13 protein-coding genes and 1 tRNA gene are annotated in these 13,725 nt (G+C 53.1%); 7 read left to right on the top strand and 7 right to left on the bottom strand.

Annotated features, from left to right (window positions below; translation table 11 throughout):
- The 5 genes from ACXJJW_RS06130 to metG (ACXJJW_RS06110) all read right to left on the bottom strand — a co-directional run.
- Positions 1-1,858 (bottom strand): hypothetical protein (locus ACXJJW_RS06130; protein WP_456474852.1); only part of this gene is annotated, 1,858 nt, incomplete at its 3' end.
- 140 nt (positions 1,859-1,998) lie between these two features.
- Positions 1,999-2,724, bottom strand: a complete 726-nt coding sequence (locus ACXJJW_RS06125) for a SagB/ThcOx family dehydrogenase (RefSeq protein ID WP_456474851.1) — start codon at positions 2,722-2,724, stop codon at positions 1,999-2,001.
- Position 2,725: 1 nt separating this feature from the next.
- The gene (locus ACXJJW_RS06120; RefSeq protein ID WP_456474850.1) at positions 2,726-3,109 is read right to left on the bottom strand and encodes a hypothetical protein; all 384 of its coding nucleotides are present in this window, start codon (positions 3,107-3,109) and stop codon (positions 2,726-2,728) included.
- Positions 3,110-3,119: 10 nt separating this feature from the next.
- Entirely contained in the window at positions 3,120-3,446 is a 327-nt protein-coding gene (locus ACXJJW_RS06115) for a nascent polypeptide-associated complex protein (protein ID WP_456474849.1), read from the bottom strand.
- Between the two features lie 269 nt (positions 3,447-3,715).
- The gene (gene metG / locus ACXJJW_RS06110) at positions 3,716-5,701 is read right to left on the bottom strand and encodes a methionine--tRNA ligase (protein WP_456474848.1); all 1,986 of its coding nucleotides are present in this window, start codon (positions 5,699-5,701) and stop codon (positions 3,716-3,718) included.
- Positions 5,702-5,800: 99 nt separating this feature from the next.
- On the opposite strand from metG (ACXJJW_RS06110), the gene metG (ACXJJW_RS06105) reads away from it, so the two are divergent.
- Genes metG (ACXJJW_RS06105) through ACXJJW_RS06095 form a run of 3 tightly spaced genes read left to right on the top strand, consistent with a single transcriptional unit; the run spans position 5,801 to position 8,740 of the window.
- Positions 5,801-6,121 (top strand): methionine--tRNA ligase subunit beta, encoded by a 321-nt coding sequence (gene metG / locus ACXJJW_RS06105; protein WP_456474847.1) that lies wholly within the window; start codon positions 5,801-5,803, stop codon positions 6,119-6,121.
- A gap of 1 nt (position 6,122) precedes the next feature.
- Positions 6,123-8,213, top strand: a complete 2,091-nt coding sequence (locus ACXJJW_RS06100) for a vitamin B12-dependent ribonucleotide reductase (protein WP_456474846.1) — start codon at positions 6,123-6,125, stop codon at positions 8,211-8,213.
- Positions 8,201-8,740 carry a cob(I)yrinic acid a,c-diamide adenosyltransferase gene (locus ACXJJW_RS06095; protein ID WP_456474845.1) on the top strand — a complete coding sequence of 180 codons (540 nt, stop codon included), beginning with the start codon at positions 8,201-8,203 and terminating at the stop codon, positions 8,738-8,740. The genes ACXJJW_RS06100 and ACXJJW_RS06095 overlap by 13 nt, the downstream gene beginning before the upstream one ends.
- Here the strand turns inward: ACXJJW_RS06095 and ACXJJW_RS06090 are convergent.
- Both ACXJJW_RS06090 and ACXJJW_RS06085 read right to left on the bottom strand, forming a co-directional pair.
- Entirely contained in the window at positions 8,737-9,354 is a 618-nt protein-coding gene (locus ACXJJW_RS06090) for a hypothetical protein (RefSeq protein ID WP_456474844.1), read from the bottom strand. The genes ACXJJW_RS06095 and ACXJJW_RS06090 overlap by 4 nt on opposite strands.
- Before the next feature lie 22 nt (positions 9,355-9,376).
- A tRNA-Phe gene (locus tag ACXJJW_RS06085) sits at positions 9,377-9,450 on the bottom strand.
- Between the two features lie 141 nt (positions 9,451-9,591).
- On the opposite strand from ACXJJW_RS06085, the gene ACXJJW_RS06080 reads away from it, so the two are divergent.
- From ACXJJW_RS06080 to ACXJJW_RS06065, 4 genes are all read left to right on the top strand, one after another.
- On the top strand, positions 9,592-10,797 hold the full coding sequence (locus ACXJJW_RS06080) for a COG1361 S-layer family protein (protein WP_456474843.1): 1,206 nt from the start codon (positions 9,592-9,594) through the stop codon (positions 10,795-10,797).
- 9 nt (positions 10,798-10,806) lie between these two features.
- Complete coding sequence (locus ACXJJW_RS06075; protein WP_456474842.1) at positions 10,807-11,481, top strand: ABC transporter ATP-binding protein; 675 nt, start codon at positions 10,807-10,809, stop codon at positions 11,479-11,481.
- 41 nt (positions 11,482-11,522) lie between these two features.
- A complete protein-coding gene (locus tag ACXJJW_RS06070) occupies positions 11,523-12,710 on the top strand; it encodes an ABC transporter permease (protein WP_456474841.1) in 1,188 nt (395 codons plus the stop codon).
- The coding region (locus ACXJJW_RS06065) for an ABC transporter permease (RefSeq protein ID WP_456474840.1) at positions 12,707-13,725 on the top strand (1,019 nt) is incomplete at its 3' end. The genes ACXJJW_RS06070 and ACXJJW_RS06065, both read left to right, overlap by 4 nt.

Genomic DNA, 13,725 nt, shown 5'->3' with positions numbered 1-13,725 from the left:
TTGACAGCTTTGTGAACACTGCGGCTCCTGCCAGTGAGAAAGCGCTTCTTTTCAGGCATGCCCCCGCAGGGTTCCATCCAAGGAAGATGGTGCTTCCCAAATCCAGAAGCTTGAATGCCTTGTAACTTCTTGACGAAGTTGCATAGCAGTAATTCTCCTTGTATTCAGGGTAAGGATACGTGGCTTTTATCTCTATTGCGTTTAATCTCTCAGCCGCTAAAGGATAATACCTGCCGTGCAGCTCCTTGCAGTATTTAAATCTCTTGTCCTCATCTTTCTCGTAATCGTTCACATAGAAATAGCTCTCAGCAGGCTTTTCCCCGCAGACCTCTGTAACGGCTTTATTAACATCTTTAACTTTCATATATCTTTTTAGTTCTCTGCCGTAATCAAAGCACCCGCATTCTTTTGGCGTGAATGTGCCTTTCTTCGCATAATTGTCAACCACATTGTAGAAGCATGAAAGCCTTGCCTTTATTGCCTCCTCATCATCGCCGGGGTTGTTGTCTATGCACTTCTTGAACTGCTCCGAAATCTCATCTTTTTCATCCATGCACTCCTCGTCGTCCCAGATGCACCTTCCGCTGGATATCCATACCGGCTCGTCCCCCTTGATTCCGCATGTCAATTTATCCAGCGCATTTCCACAAGTATACTTGCTCTTCTTCTTCCCGCCTTCCACCTTAACAGGGTATGCAACCACTTGCAGGTCTGTCTTGCACGGCGAAGCGAGATAAAAGCTCACATCATCCCCCTCATTAATCCAGTCCCTCTCAAGAATTACGTGGTACTCCTTTGTATTCTCCCCCAGAGAAAACTCATAACCCTTTCTCCCGGGATTTACAAGAATCAATGTATTCCCCTTCTCCTTCTCAAACTTATACGCAATGCTGTCCAGCCAGAACTCAGCCCCCTGGCTCACAGTATACCCGCCAACACCAGCAGTCAGCACAAGATTCTTCCCTATGCTCGCAGACTTATACGTAATTTTCTTAAGCCCGATTGCGTCTGCAATCTGATCCGCGCTCTTCAGCCCCCTGTCTCTTATAGTCTCCTTTCCCTTTCCAACCAGCCTGACAGTGTCCTTGCCCAGCCTCGCCTCTATTTTAGTTATCAGCTTATTAAGCTCACTCATCTCCTTTTCTTTAACATACTTCAGCCCGCATCCGCCTGCGACAGCGCCAGCTGCCGCCCACATAAATATGCTGAACATGTTCTCGCTCCAGTCAAGCAGCCCCATCCAGGCAGCCTCCTCCCCCTGAGGCCATTTCTGCCAATATGCTAAATATTTCGGGTCTCCTGTATTCAGGACATACTCCTTGAACCCACCCTCCACCTTCTGCGGCAACTCAAACCCCACAACTTCGCACCCATATTTAGTTTCCTCGGGCTTCGGCTTTTCCCCCAGAATCCCTAACCTAACCATTGCATTGCAGCTTTCCTCATCCATTTTCTTGAAATCGCCGCGCTCTTCACCAGCAAGGCATATTTTATTTCTCTCCCAGAAATACCCCGCCTCTTCCATGTCATAGCAGCACACCATGTCCATCTTTTCCAGGTCTCCACACACAACACCAACCCATCCCTCCTCGCCCTTGTGCTGGAGGCATGCTTTTTTTATCCTGCCGGATGGGTCGGTCTCATACCTTATCTCTGCCCTGCTTTCGCCTGTTCCGTATGCGCCCCTTTTCACATTCGCTCCATAGAGAGGGCAGAAATCCTCGGAATTATAGCTTTCAAGAATATTTTTCTGCTCTTCAGAAGAAGGAGAAGACTCGCTTGTGCTTTCAGGGGCAGGCGAGCCATGGGCTTTTTCAGAAACAAGCTCAACGCTCTTTTTTGAGGCAACCCCGAGCAAAGCCCCTCCAAGACAGCCAGCAACAGCCCCCCCAACAGTGCCGATTCCTGGAACAGTGCTTCCAATGGCAGCCCCGACAACACCAATAGTGGCGCATCCCCCTCCAGCCGCCTGCTTTGTTGTAAGCCCTGTATGCTAGGCTATGGAATCCTGCCCACCCCGGCGAGGTATACAACTGTCTCCTCCTTACCGTCCATGCCGATGAGCTCATTCACCTCGTCGTCAAAGCATGCTCCGACTGCACAGCACCCCAGCTCAAGGGAAGTGGCGGCTAGGTAAAGGTTGGCGCATATATGGGCAGCGTCCTTATAGATGTACCTCCAGCCGCGTTCGCCATACTTCCACTTTGTGCGAGCAGCTATGGCGCTCCACACAAAAACAACGCTCGCCTGGGCAAGAAAGTCCTGCTCAAGGGCTGCGCTTGCTATGCGCTGCCTGAAATCGCCTGTTTTAAGCTGCTCAAGTGCATGCCTCAGCACCGCGTAGTGATAGATGCCCTGCTCCAGCCCATCGACGTGGTTTACCACCAGGTAGGTCTCTATAGGATACAGTGCACCGGCACTGGGCGCGGCACGCAGGTAATAGCCAGAGATTTCGCCTGTTATGCCCTGCGTTGCCCATAAAAGCTGGGAAAGCTCCTCTCCGCTTATCGCCTCGCCGGAATACTCGCGGCGGGAGCGTCGTTTTGCTATAGCTTCCCAGAGGGGCATTCCTCCGGTTTTCTCTGGTTCAGGCAGCTTTATCAGGGGTGCATCCTCATAGGTCTTGTAGAGTTCCGGCGGGGACCACCATTTCCACCTGTGCCTGGATGGCAAACCCCGTTTAAGTTTTGTAAACTCATGATACTCGTCACCTATCGCAGACAACTCACTCCCTCCTTTTAACCATTTCCTTCAGCGCCTGGAGGTAGCCCTCGTAGCCCTGAAGCATCATGGTGTCTATTCCCAGAGTCTCTGTCTTAGCCTCTCCCCGCTTCCCGAGCCGTCTCTTCGCCTCTGTCACCGCCCTGTACTCTCTCAGTATAACACGGGGATAATACCTCCAGTACGCGATAACCGGGAGAAAAATCAGAAGCAGCGCTGGGATAAGAGCGCTTGAACCCAAACTGAAAAATAACAGCAGCGCCGCCGCCATGGATGAGAGTGCCGTCAGAAGGAAGAGACTTCTGTAAAAGGTAATCCTGCACCTGAAAAGCTCTGTTATGTCATCTTCTCCTGCATTTCCATAGAGCTCCAGGTCACGGCTGCCCATAAATATTATCTCAACTGGTGAGGAGCACTATCGCCTCTGCCAGGTCACCGCCGGTCTTCTCCAGAGCCTCCCTGGCCTCCTCCAGGCTGACGCCAGCCTGCTCAGCCACGAGCTTCACATCCTCCTCCGGTATTGAGGTTACCTCCCTCTCCTCTCCGGTTATCTGGTATGTCTTCTGCCCCATTGCCTTTACCACACTTACAGAGGGGTTTTCAATAACAATCTCCCGGTCCTCCAGCTTGATGACCACTTCCCTAGCAGCGAGTTCTTCCATCTCCATACCCAGCTGCTTCATCATCTTCTTCATCTGCCTCGGGTTGATTTTACCTGGAAACATAAAACGCACCAAGAGAAGATTGGATGCTGAGAATAAAAAATTAACTATTAATGGGAACCTCCACCGGGGTCCTCCATGTACTCCCGGCAACCCTATTAAAAAGAGGGTGAGAGCCTGTGTGGGAGAAAACAAACCCACCAGGCCCTGGGCTTTTGGAGGGTGGCAATAAACTTATTCATCTTCACATATAAAAAGGTAACGCTTTTGTTTATGTGGAAAATGCTGTAGGGCTCTTGCAAATATAGGTCGGGATTTTTAGAATATTTGGGCTACCTCACCCTGCTTCCTTCCCCTACCTCCCTGTCAACACTCACAGCCCTGGCCTTGCCGTTGCTCACACTGCGGAGCAGCAGCACATCGCTTCTCTGGCCGGCGACTTCAAAGGGCTCAATATTGGCGAGCACAGCCACCAGCCTGCCCGTCAGCTTTTCTGCATCGCTGAGCTGTGCCACCGCCACCTTCGTGGCTTCGCCAAGGCTGAGGCTGAGCTTCCAGTAGCCCTCGCCGAGCTCCTCCACCTCTAAAACACGGGCTATGCGGAAGTCAAAGCGGGAGAAGAATTCATAGTCCACCTCATGCCTCCTGAAAATCTCCTCATACTGCGTAACCTTTGCTGTTATGCTGCGCAGCCTCTCTATCTCGGCGTCATCAAGCTTGGGGAAGAGCGGCTTGGGCTTTGCTATCCTCGTGCCGGGTTTAATCCTGCCCTCACCCACGTCGCTGAGTCTGCCAAGCTGTGTGTCGAGGAGGCGAGCCACCTCCTGGGCACCCTCCGGGAGGAAGGGGCTCATGAGCACAGCAAGGTCATAGCACAGATTGGCGCACACGTAGAGCGCCGCCCTCGCACGCTCTGGCTCCTCCTTGACCTTCTTCCAGGGCTCCTGCGCCTGGAAGTAGGCATTGCCGATGTCTGCAAGCTCGAGCACCTTGCGCAGGCCGTCGCGAAGCCTTATATCCCAGAGCAGCGAGGCGTACTCTTCGGCGATTCTCCTGCTCTCCCTCAGCGTATGCACATCGCCATCGGTGAGTTCCGCCCCGGGGACGGCACCGTCAAAGTAGCGGTATATAAAGCTCAGCGTACGATAGAAGAAGTTCCCCAGGTTAGCCACAAGCTCATTGTTCACCCTCTCCCTGAACTCCCGCCACTTCCACTCGGTGTCGCTGGTCTCTGGTATGATATAGGCCAGATAGAAGCGCCACACATCGCTGCTCAACCCCGCCTTGGGCAGGTTCTCGCAGAATATTCCCCATCCGCGCGACTTTGAAATCTTGTCTCCCTCATAGTTGAGGTACTGCAAACCGGCGACGCGGTAGGGCAATGCATACTCCCCGTTGGCGAGGAGCATCGCCGGCCAGAAGATGGTGTGGAAGGGTATGTTGTCCTTGCCTATGAAGTGGAATATCTCTGCCTCGCCCTTCCAGAAGGGCTTCCAGGCATCGCTATTACCCCGCAGCTGCGCCCACTCCTTGGTTGAGGAGAGATAGCCTATGGGGGCATCGAACCACACATAGAAGACCTTGTCTTCATAGCCCTCGATGGGCACCTTTACGCCCCACTCTAGGTCGCGGGTAATGCAGCGCGGTTTTAATCCTTCTTTAATCCAGCCCATGGCCATGCTGTAAACCTGCTGGCTCCACACGCCGCGCCTGCCCTCTATCCACACCTTGAGCTTATCCTCGAGCTCATCAAGTTTTAAAAAGAGGTGTCTGGTTTCTTTAAAGACAGGCGTGCTGCCGCACAGCACACACCTCGGCTCTTTCAGCTCATCCGGATTGAGCAACGTGGAGCAGCGCTCACACTGGTCGCCCCTCGCCGAGTCGTAGCCGCAGACAGGGCATGTGCCCTCGACGTAGCGGTCCGGGAGAAAACGGCTATCCTGCTCGCAGTAGGGCAGGAGAAGCACACCCTCTGTTATGTAGCCGTTCTCATAGATCTTCATAAAAAAATCCTGGGTGGTCTCATGGTGAATCCTCCGCGAGGTGCGCGAGAAGTTGTCGTAGCTTATGTTCAGCCACTCGTATATCTCCCTGTGAACCTGGTAGTACCTGTCTGTAAGCTCCTTGGGAGATACACCCAGCTTTCTCGCCGCCACCTCTATGGGCGTACCATGCTCGTCGCTCCCACCTATAAAAAGCGTCTCATAGCCCGCAAGACGACAGAAGCGGGCGAAGATATCCGCAGGCAGATGTGAGCCAGCGATGTTGCCTATGTGGGGCACGTTGTTCACATATGGCAAAGCGCAGGTAATCAGCACCTTTTCTGCTATGACAAAACCTCCTCTTCCATCCTAGAGGATAACCGCAATTCCTATCTGGCAAGAATATTTATAGGTTAACAATATAATATTTCTTGCATGGGAGAGAAGGTTACCATTGAGGATTTTGAGAAGCTCGAGCTGCGTGTAGGCGTTGTTAAATCGGCGGAGGAGATTGAGGGCTCAGATAAGCTTCTGAAGATTCTCGTTGACATAGGTGAGGAGCGCCAGCTGGTGGCAGGGATAAAGAGGTGGTATTCTCCCGAGCAGCTGGTGGGAAAGCATATAGTGGTGCTTGCAAATCTGAAGCCCGCGAAGCTTTTCGGCGTTCTCAGCGAGGGCATGCTGCTCGCGGCGCAGGATGAACAGGGCGTGGCGCTGCTAACTGCCGAAGGGGAACCGGGAGGAAGGGTGCGCTGATATGCGCATTAAGAAAATAAGGAAGCGAGACGGCAGGCTGGAGGATTTCAACCCCGAGAAGATACGCAATGCCATTTTGAAAGCCTTCATCGCCACCGGCGAGGGCAATGGAAGCATCGCCGGCGAAATAGCAAGAGAGGTTGTCATCCGCGTGGAGGAGCGCTTCGCAGGACGAATTCCGGGTGTGGAGGACGTCCAGGACATAGTGGAGGAGACTCTGATAAAGCGGGGCTATGCAAAGGTGGCAAAGGCCTATATACTCTACCGCAGGCAGCGGGAGGAGATTCGCGCCGCAAAGAGCTTTATAGGCGTGCGCGACGACCTGAAGCTGAGCGTAAATGCAACGCAGGTGCTGCAGAAGCGCTACCTTTTGAAGAATGAGAGGGGAGAGGTTATTGAGACGCCGGCGGAGATGTTCCGCCGCGTTGCGAGGGCAATAGCAAAGCCCGAGAAGCGCTACGGGGGCGACGTGGCCAAAGCTCAGGAGCGCTTCTATTCGGCGATGGTTCGCCTGGATTTCCTCCCGAACTCGCCCACACTTATGAATGCCGGCACGCGACTAGGGCAGCTCAGCGCATGTTTTGTGCTCAAGGTGGAGGACTCCCTGGAGAGCATCTTCGAGGCTCTGAAGAACATGGCACTGGTGCAGCAGAGCGGCGGGGGTACCGGCTTCAGCTTCTCAAAGCTTCGCCCTCGCGGCGACATAGTGCGCTCAACAAAGGGTGTCGCCTCGGGTCCTGTTTCCTTCATCCGTATCTTTGATGTTACCACCGACGTTATAAAACAGGGGGGCAAACGCAGAGGCGCAAATATGGGGATTCTACGGGTTGACCACCCTGACATACTCGAATTTATAATCGCAAAACAGCAGGAGGGGGTGCTTGAGAACTTCAACATAAGCGTTGGCGTAACCGACGCCTTCATGGAGGCTGTGAGGAAGGACGAGGAGTATCCACTTATAAACCCCCGCAACCGCGAGACTGTGCGCCACATTAAGGCGAAAGACGTATTTGACATGATAGTCACCGCCGCCTGGCGAACCGGCGACCCAGGTCTGGTTTTCCTGGATGAGGTCAACCGCCACAACCCCACGCCAGCGCTGGGTGAGATAGAGAGCACAAACCCCTGCGGCGAGGTGCCTCTCCTACCCTACGAGTCCTGCAACCTGGGCTCAATAAATCTATCCCACTTTGTCAGGCGTAATGAGGTTGACTGGGAGCGTCTGCGCGAGGCAATTCGCCTGGGGGTTCACTTCCTTGACAATGTCATCGATGCAAACCGCTACCCCCTGCGTGAAATTAAGCGCATAACAAAGGGCAACCGCAAAATCGGCCTGGGGGTTATGGGCTTTGCTGAGATGCTCATAAAGCTGGGTTTGCGCTACGACACCAAGGAAGCTGTGAACTTCGCCGAGAAGCTTATGAGCTTTATTCAGAGCGAAGCAAAGCAAAAATCTCGGGAACTTGCCGAGGAGCGGGGTTCCTTTCCCAAAATAGACAAGAGCATATACGCGGGCAAGCTGATGCGCAATGCCACGGTTACCACAATAGCGCCCACGGGCACAATAAGCATAATCGCGGGCACCAGCTCGGGAATAGAGCCCCTCTTCGCCATCTCCTTCATCCGAAATGTAATGGAGGGCACAAAGCTGCTGGAGGTTAACCCGCTCTTTGAGAGCATGGCCAGAGAGAGGGGGTTCTACTCCTCTTCGTTAATGATGAAAATCGCAAAGAGGGGTTCCATTCAGGACATGAAGGAGGTGCCACGCGATATCCGCGAGCTCTTCGTGACCGCCCTTGATATAGCACCCGAGTGGCATGTGCGCATGCAGGCGGCCTTCCAGCACCACGTGGATAACGCTGTTTCAAAGACGATTAACCTTCCTCATGGCGCCAGCCTCGAGGACGTTCGCCGCGCCTTCTGGCTGGCGTATGAACTGAAGTGCAAGGGCATAACCGTCTACCGGTACGGGAGCAAGCGAGAGCAGGTGCTCTACATAGGCCCTGTGCTCAAGAAGGAAACTGGAGAGGAGCACATAAGTGCACATTCCGAGTATTCAGGAGGCTGCCCAACGCGGGAGTGCATAGTGTGATTTCCATGCGTCGTGGCCTGGTTTATCTGTACACTGGCGAGGGGGAGGGGAAGACCACCAACGCCATAGGCTTGGCTATCCGGGCAGTAGGGCACGGATTCAGGGCGATAGTGGTGCAGTTCCTCAAGGGCAATCCCGATATAGGCGAGTACAGGGTGCAGCGCCTGCTTGCCCCGCTGTACCAGGTTCACCAGTTTGGAAGCAGACACTGCATCGATCTGCAGCACCCCCGTGCCGAGGATAAAAAGCTCGCCAGAGAGGCGCTGGAGTTCGCGAAGCGCGCCCTGGAGCAGAGACCCCGCATCCTGGTTCTGGACGAGATCAACCTTGCCGTCGCCTTCGGGCTTGTGCCAAAGGAGGAGGTTCTCCAGCTCATGGAGCGCGTACCCCCCGAGACGGTGCTTGTGCTCACAGGGAGGCGCGCACCCAGAGAGTTCATAGAGCGCGCAGACCTTGTCACTGAGATGAAGCTGATAAAGCACCCCTACCAGCGGGGATTTATCGGCAGGAGAGGTGTGGAGTACTAAAGCAGCTTCTCGTATTTCTCCACCTTCTTCATCAAATCCGCCCTCTCCAGCTCCAGCTTACTCACCCTCTCTTTTAGCATAAAAATTTCTTTTTCCTGCTCTTCCAGCTTAATATCTCTTTTCTCAAGCTCTTTCTCTTTTTCAGAGAGATACCGCGTGAGAGTTTTCACCTCCACCTCAAGTTCAGCATTTTTGCGCAGTGCATCGCGTAGCTCTCTGTCTTTATCAAGCAGCTGCGCCTTTTTCTCTTCCATGTCCTCGCGGTACCTCTCTACCTTTGCCCTGAAGGCGGCATTCTCATTGGTCAGCTCGAGAATGATACGTTCCTTCTCGTCAAGTTCCCCTTTGAGCTCTCTGGTCTCCTTTTCCAGCTTCTCAAGCTGATGGGTCTTATCATCCAGTATCGCTCTAAGCGCCTTTATCTCGCTCTCCGTTTTATCGTAAAGCTTCTTGAATTCCTCCCTCTCCTTCCTGTACCTTTCCAGCTCAGACTTCTCCTCAGACAGCCTATGAAGCAGGCGCTCCTTTTCCCTGAGCTGCTTTGTGAGTAACACCTCCTGCTCCTTCAGCTCATTTATCTTGTTCTCATAAAATTCCTTTTCTGTCGCATGCATAACAATTCGCATCCTTTAAAAGTGGAGTGGGGGAGATTTGAACTCCCGACCACTCGATCTTCAGTCGAGCGCTCTCCCAGTCTGAGCTACCACTCCAGAGTGTTAACATAATATAGTGCCTAATTTAAATATTTTACTCTGGATTAACCTCATAAACTGATTTAACTTTACCGTGCCGCAAGTTATATATACCTGCCTCCGGGATGAATGATACAGGATTTGAGCAGAGGGAGCTGGATGAGGTTGGCAATTTTGATCTGCTGGATGCTTCTCATCCCCGTCGCATTTGCCGACAATGTGGATTTCTATGTTATGGAGGTTTCCCCGATGCAGGTTTCCCCCGGCGAGACCACCACACTTAACATAACAATAGCCAACCTGGGGACAGACTACGCTGCATATGTACATGCTACTATCGACCCGGAGTCAAAATCACCATTGGGGGTGCTGGGGGCGAAGAAGGTGTATGTAACTAAACGCGCCATTGAAGGGCAGCCAACCATGTATTTCGGCGCAATACTCCAGCACGAGAGGTTTACATTCAGCTATCCTGTTTATGTAGATAAGAATGCTGCATTTGGCACCTATGCTGTACCCATTGTGCTCACCTGGAGGGATGCGAGGGGTGAGCTGAACACCCAGACTCTCGAGTTCGGGCTGAAGGTGGTTGGTAAGCCCGAGATTATGATAAGCGGGATAAACAAAACGCCCGCGCGGATATACCCTGATACAGACTTCACCTTAATCATGAGCTTTGAGAACATAGGTACAGCGAAGGCAGAGAATGTGAAAGTTGAGCTTGCTCTTCCTCAAGGGATTACGGGTGAGAGCATGGCCTTTCTGGGCACCCTGGACAGGGGAAGCAGGGCCACAGCTACCTTTTCACTGAAGGCAGGGAAGAAGGCTGAGACAGGGGAGAACAGGATTGGTGTAAGTATCAGTTATACAAGTGAGGCTGATGCACAGGAGCAGCTGAGCAGGGATGTTGAGGTTTTTGTATCTGAGAAGGAACCTGCAAATCTGGAAATTGCAGGTCTGGATACCTCACCCACCAGGCCTGTGCCCGGCCAGGCTTTTACGCTATCGGTGCAGCTTGAGAACATAGGCACACAGGATGCAAAAGCGGTGAAGGTTGAAATTTCACCACCCGCGGAGTTCTCGGGCAGCCTTACATCCTATCTGGGCACAATAAAGCAGGACGATACCTCCACAGCCATTTTTGACCTCGAGGCGGGACGTGAGGCCAAACCCGGACGCTACCTTCTGCCGGTGAAGATTTATTATCTGGACGAGAAGGGCGAACTCCGTGAGGAGGAGAAGCAGATTGAGGTTGTCCTCACAAGCCCTGAAAGGCGATTTTCTCCAAAGCTCCTTGCAGGCATTGCAGTTCTGCTCCTGGTCGGCATCGCCCTGTGGCGCAGAAGAAGAGGCACCCAGCTTTAGGTACTCGCTATGATAATTAAACTCGAGAATGTGGTGAAAATCTATCGCCTCGGGAAGGTGGAAGTGCCAGCTCTACGCGGGATTACTCTGGGCATCCCCCGTGGTGAGTACGCTTCCATAATGGGTCCTTCGGGCTCGGGAAAGAGCACCCTCATGAATCTAATAGGCGCCCTGGACCGCCCCACCAGTGGAAAGGTTTACATCGATGGCGTGGATATAGCAAAGCTGAACGACGACCAGCTGGCGCTCCTCAGGCGAAAGAAGGTGGGCTTTGTCTTCCAGCAGTTCAACCTCATTAATAAGCTCAGCGCACTGGAGAATGTGGCTCTGCCGATGTGGTTCGCGGGCATGAGCCGCAGAAAAAGAATGCAGCGTGCAGCAGAGCTGCTTGAGCTTGTGGGCCTTGGAAAGAGGCTGCACCACAAGCCGGCAGAGCTGAGCGGCGGAGAGAGGCAGCGTGTTGCTATTGCGCGTGCTCTGGCCAACGACCCGGAGATTATACTTGCCGATGAGCCTACCGGAAATCTCGACTCAGCCTCCGGTGCGGCGGTTATCCAACTTCTCGAGGAGCTGAATAAACAGGGCAAAACCCTTGTTCTCGTGACCCACGACGTTGAGTTTGGAAGACGGGCGAGAATGAAGGTGCAACTCAAAGATGGAGTAATTGTGAAATCTGATATTTAATCTCCCAGCAATTTTTTATACTTTCCGGAGGATGGTATATTATGCTTGAATATTTAAGCTTCTCCCTCAAAAACCTGGGACACCACAAGGTTAGAAGTTTCCTCACATTACTCGGTGTGATTATCGGTATAATGGCGGTGGTGTCCATGATATCCATAGGCTCTGGCATGAAGGCAGCACTGAAGGAGCAACTGGAGCAGCTGGGAAGCGATAAGGTCTTTATTGTGCCAAGGATAGCCTATGGTACCGCTGCAACCACCCTTACAGACGACGATGCAGATGCGATTCAGAGGGTTGCCGGGGTCGCCTTCGTCTCGCCCCTATACAGTGTCGCCGGCGACGTGGAGTTTCGGGATGAGAGGAAGATAGTACGTATATACGGGATAGACCCCGAGAAGGCGGAGGCTACCTTTGGCGGCGGTGCAAGTGGATACAGTTTGCTGAAAGGCAGATGGATTCAGCGGGGGGATGTGTACAAGGTGGTTGTCGGCTACGGCGTTGCCACCGACGTCTTTACACGGGATGTGAATGTGGGCAACACCCTAAAGATTCACGGTATAAACTTTGAGGTGGTCGGGGTTTTCAAGAAAACCGGTGACAGGGAGAAGGACTATACCCTCTACACCGACCTCGACACCATCCGGGAGATCTTCGGCGCCGGTAATAGGGTAACACTCATAATAGCAAGGGTGGATAAGGGCACAAATATCGATGCAGCGAGACTGAGGATAGAGAGGTTGCTGGAGAAAAGGAAGGGCTCAAAGGAGAACTTCTTTGTAATGACGCAGAAGGAGATAATTGAGCGGATGGGCGAGGCTTACCGCATTGTGCAGGTGGTCTTCGGCGGCCTTGCGGCGGTGTCGCTTATTGTGGGTGCAATAGGCATAGCAAATACCATGATTATGAATGTTACTGAGCGCACCCGTGAGATAGGCATACTTAAGGCCACCGGTGCGAGCAACATGCAGGTTATGGGCATATTTCTCGCCGACGCTGCACTCCTCGGTCTGGTTGGTGGCGGGATAGGCGTTGCGCTGGGTTATGCCATCTCCCGGGCAATAAATCTGGCGGCGGCGCGCTATCTAGGCGAGGGTGTGCTCACCACGGTGGTTTCGCCCCAGCTTGTGCTCTTTGCCCTTTCCTTTTCCCTGGTTATTGGAATAGCCGCTGGTTTGTACCCGGCGTACCGCGCCCTTAAGCTCAACCCCGTGGAGGCCCTCAGGGCATGATGGAAGAGCTGAACTATTCGGTCAAGAACATGACCCAGGCCAAGCTTCGCACCTTCCTGACTGTCCTCGGGATAGTTATAGGCATTGCCATAATCGTGGCCATGGTTTCCATAGGGGAGGGCATGCGCACAAGCATATCTGAACAGCTAGATGCGCTGGGGGGAGATAAGATAATTGTAACCCCTCCCCATGCCTTCGCCGCAGGGGGTGCGCCCACAGAGTTCAAGCCCTTCGACCAGGCCGACCTTCGCGCCGTTGAGAACCTGCCCAATGTGAAGGATGTGCTTCCCATCTTCTACCGTCCGGGCACAGTAGAGTACAGGGGTGAGAAGAAGGAGATATATGTTACCGGCGTGGAGAGGAAGGGTGCAGACTACTTCAGAGAGTTCTACAGTATACGCGAGGGGAGGTTTTTTAGCGACAGGGAGCTTAAAAGCGTCAACATAGGCTACCGCGTTGCAGAGAAGTTTTTTGACAAGAAGATAAATGTGGGGGAGAGTATCAAGGTCAATCAGCGCCGCTTTGAGGTTGTGGGCATCTTTGAGGAGATAGGTAATACGGAGGACGATTCGAGCGTCTATATGCCCATCAAGGCTGCGCAGGACCTCTACGACGCTGGCGACGAGATAACAATGCTCTGGGTTGTTGCAGAGAACGAAAAGGTTGTAAAAACCCTGGCAAAGAAAATTGAGGATGTGCTGGAGAAGCGCCGCGGAGGTAAGGATTTTGAGGTTATGACCACTGAGCAGCTTGCAGAGCAGATATCCACGGTGATAACAATAGTGACCTTTGTGCTCGGTGGCATAGCGAGCATATCAATAATTGTGGGCGGGGTTATTATAATGAACACAATGCTCACCTCGGTGCTGGAGCGCACCCGCGAGATAGGTGTGATGAAGGCGATTGGCGCAACCGACAGGATGATTCTCAGGATATTCCTGGTGGAGTCTGCGCTGATAGGCGCCCTGGGTGGAAGCCTCGGCCTAGCCCTGGGGGCGCTTATCTCCAAGGCAAT

Source organism: Candidatus Pyrohabitans sp. (genome assembly GCF_054014795.1).
Note: the sequence above shows the minus strand (reverse complement) of the source record. Positions and strands in the feature narration are given on the sequence as shown.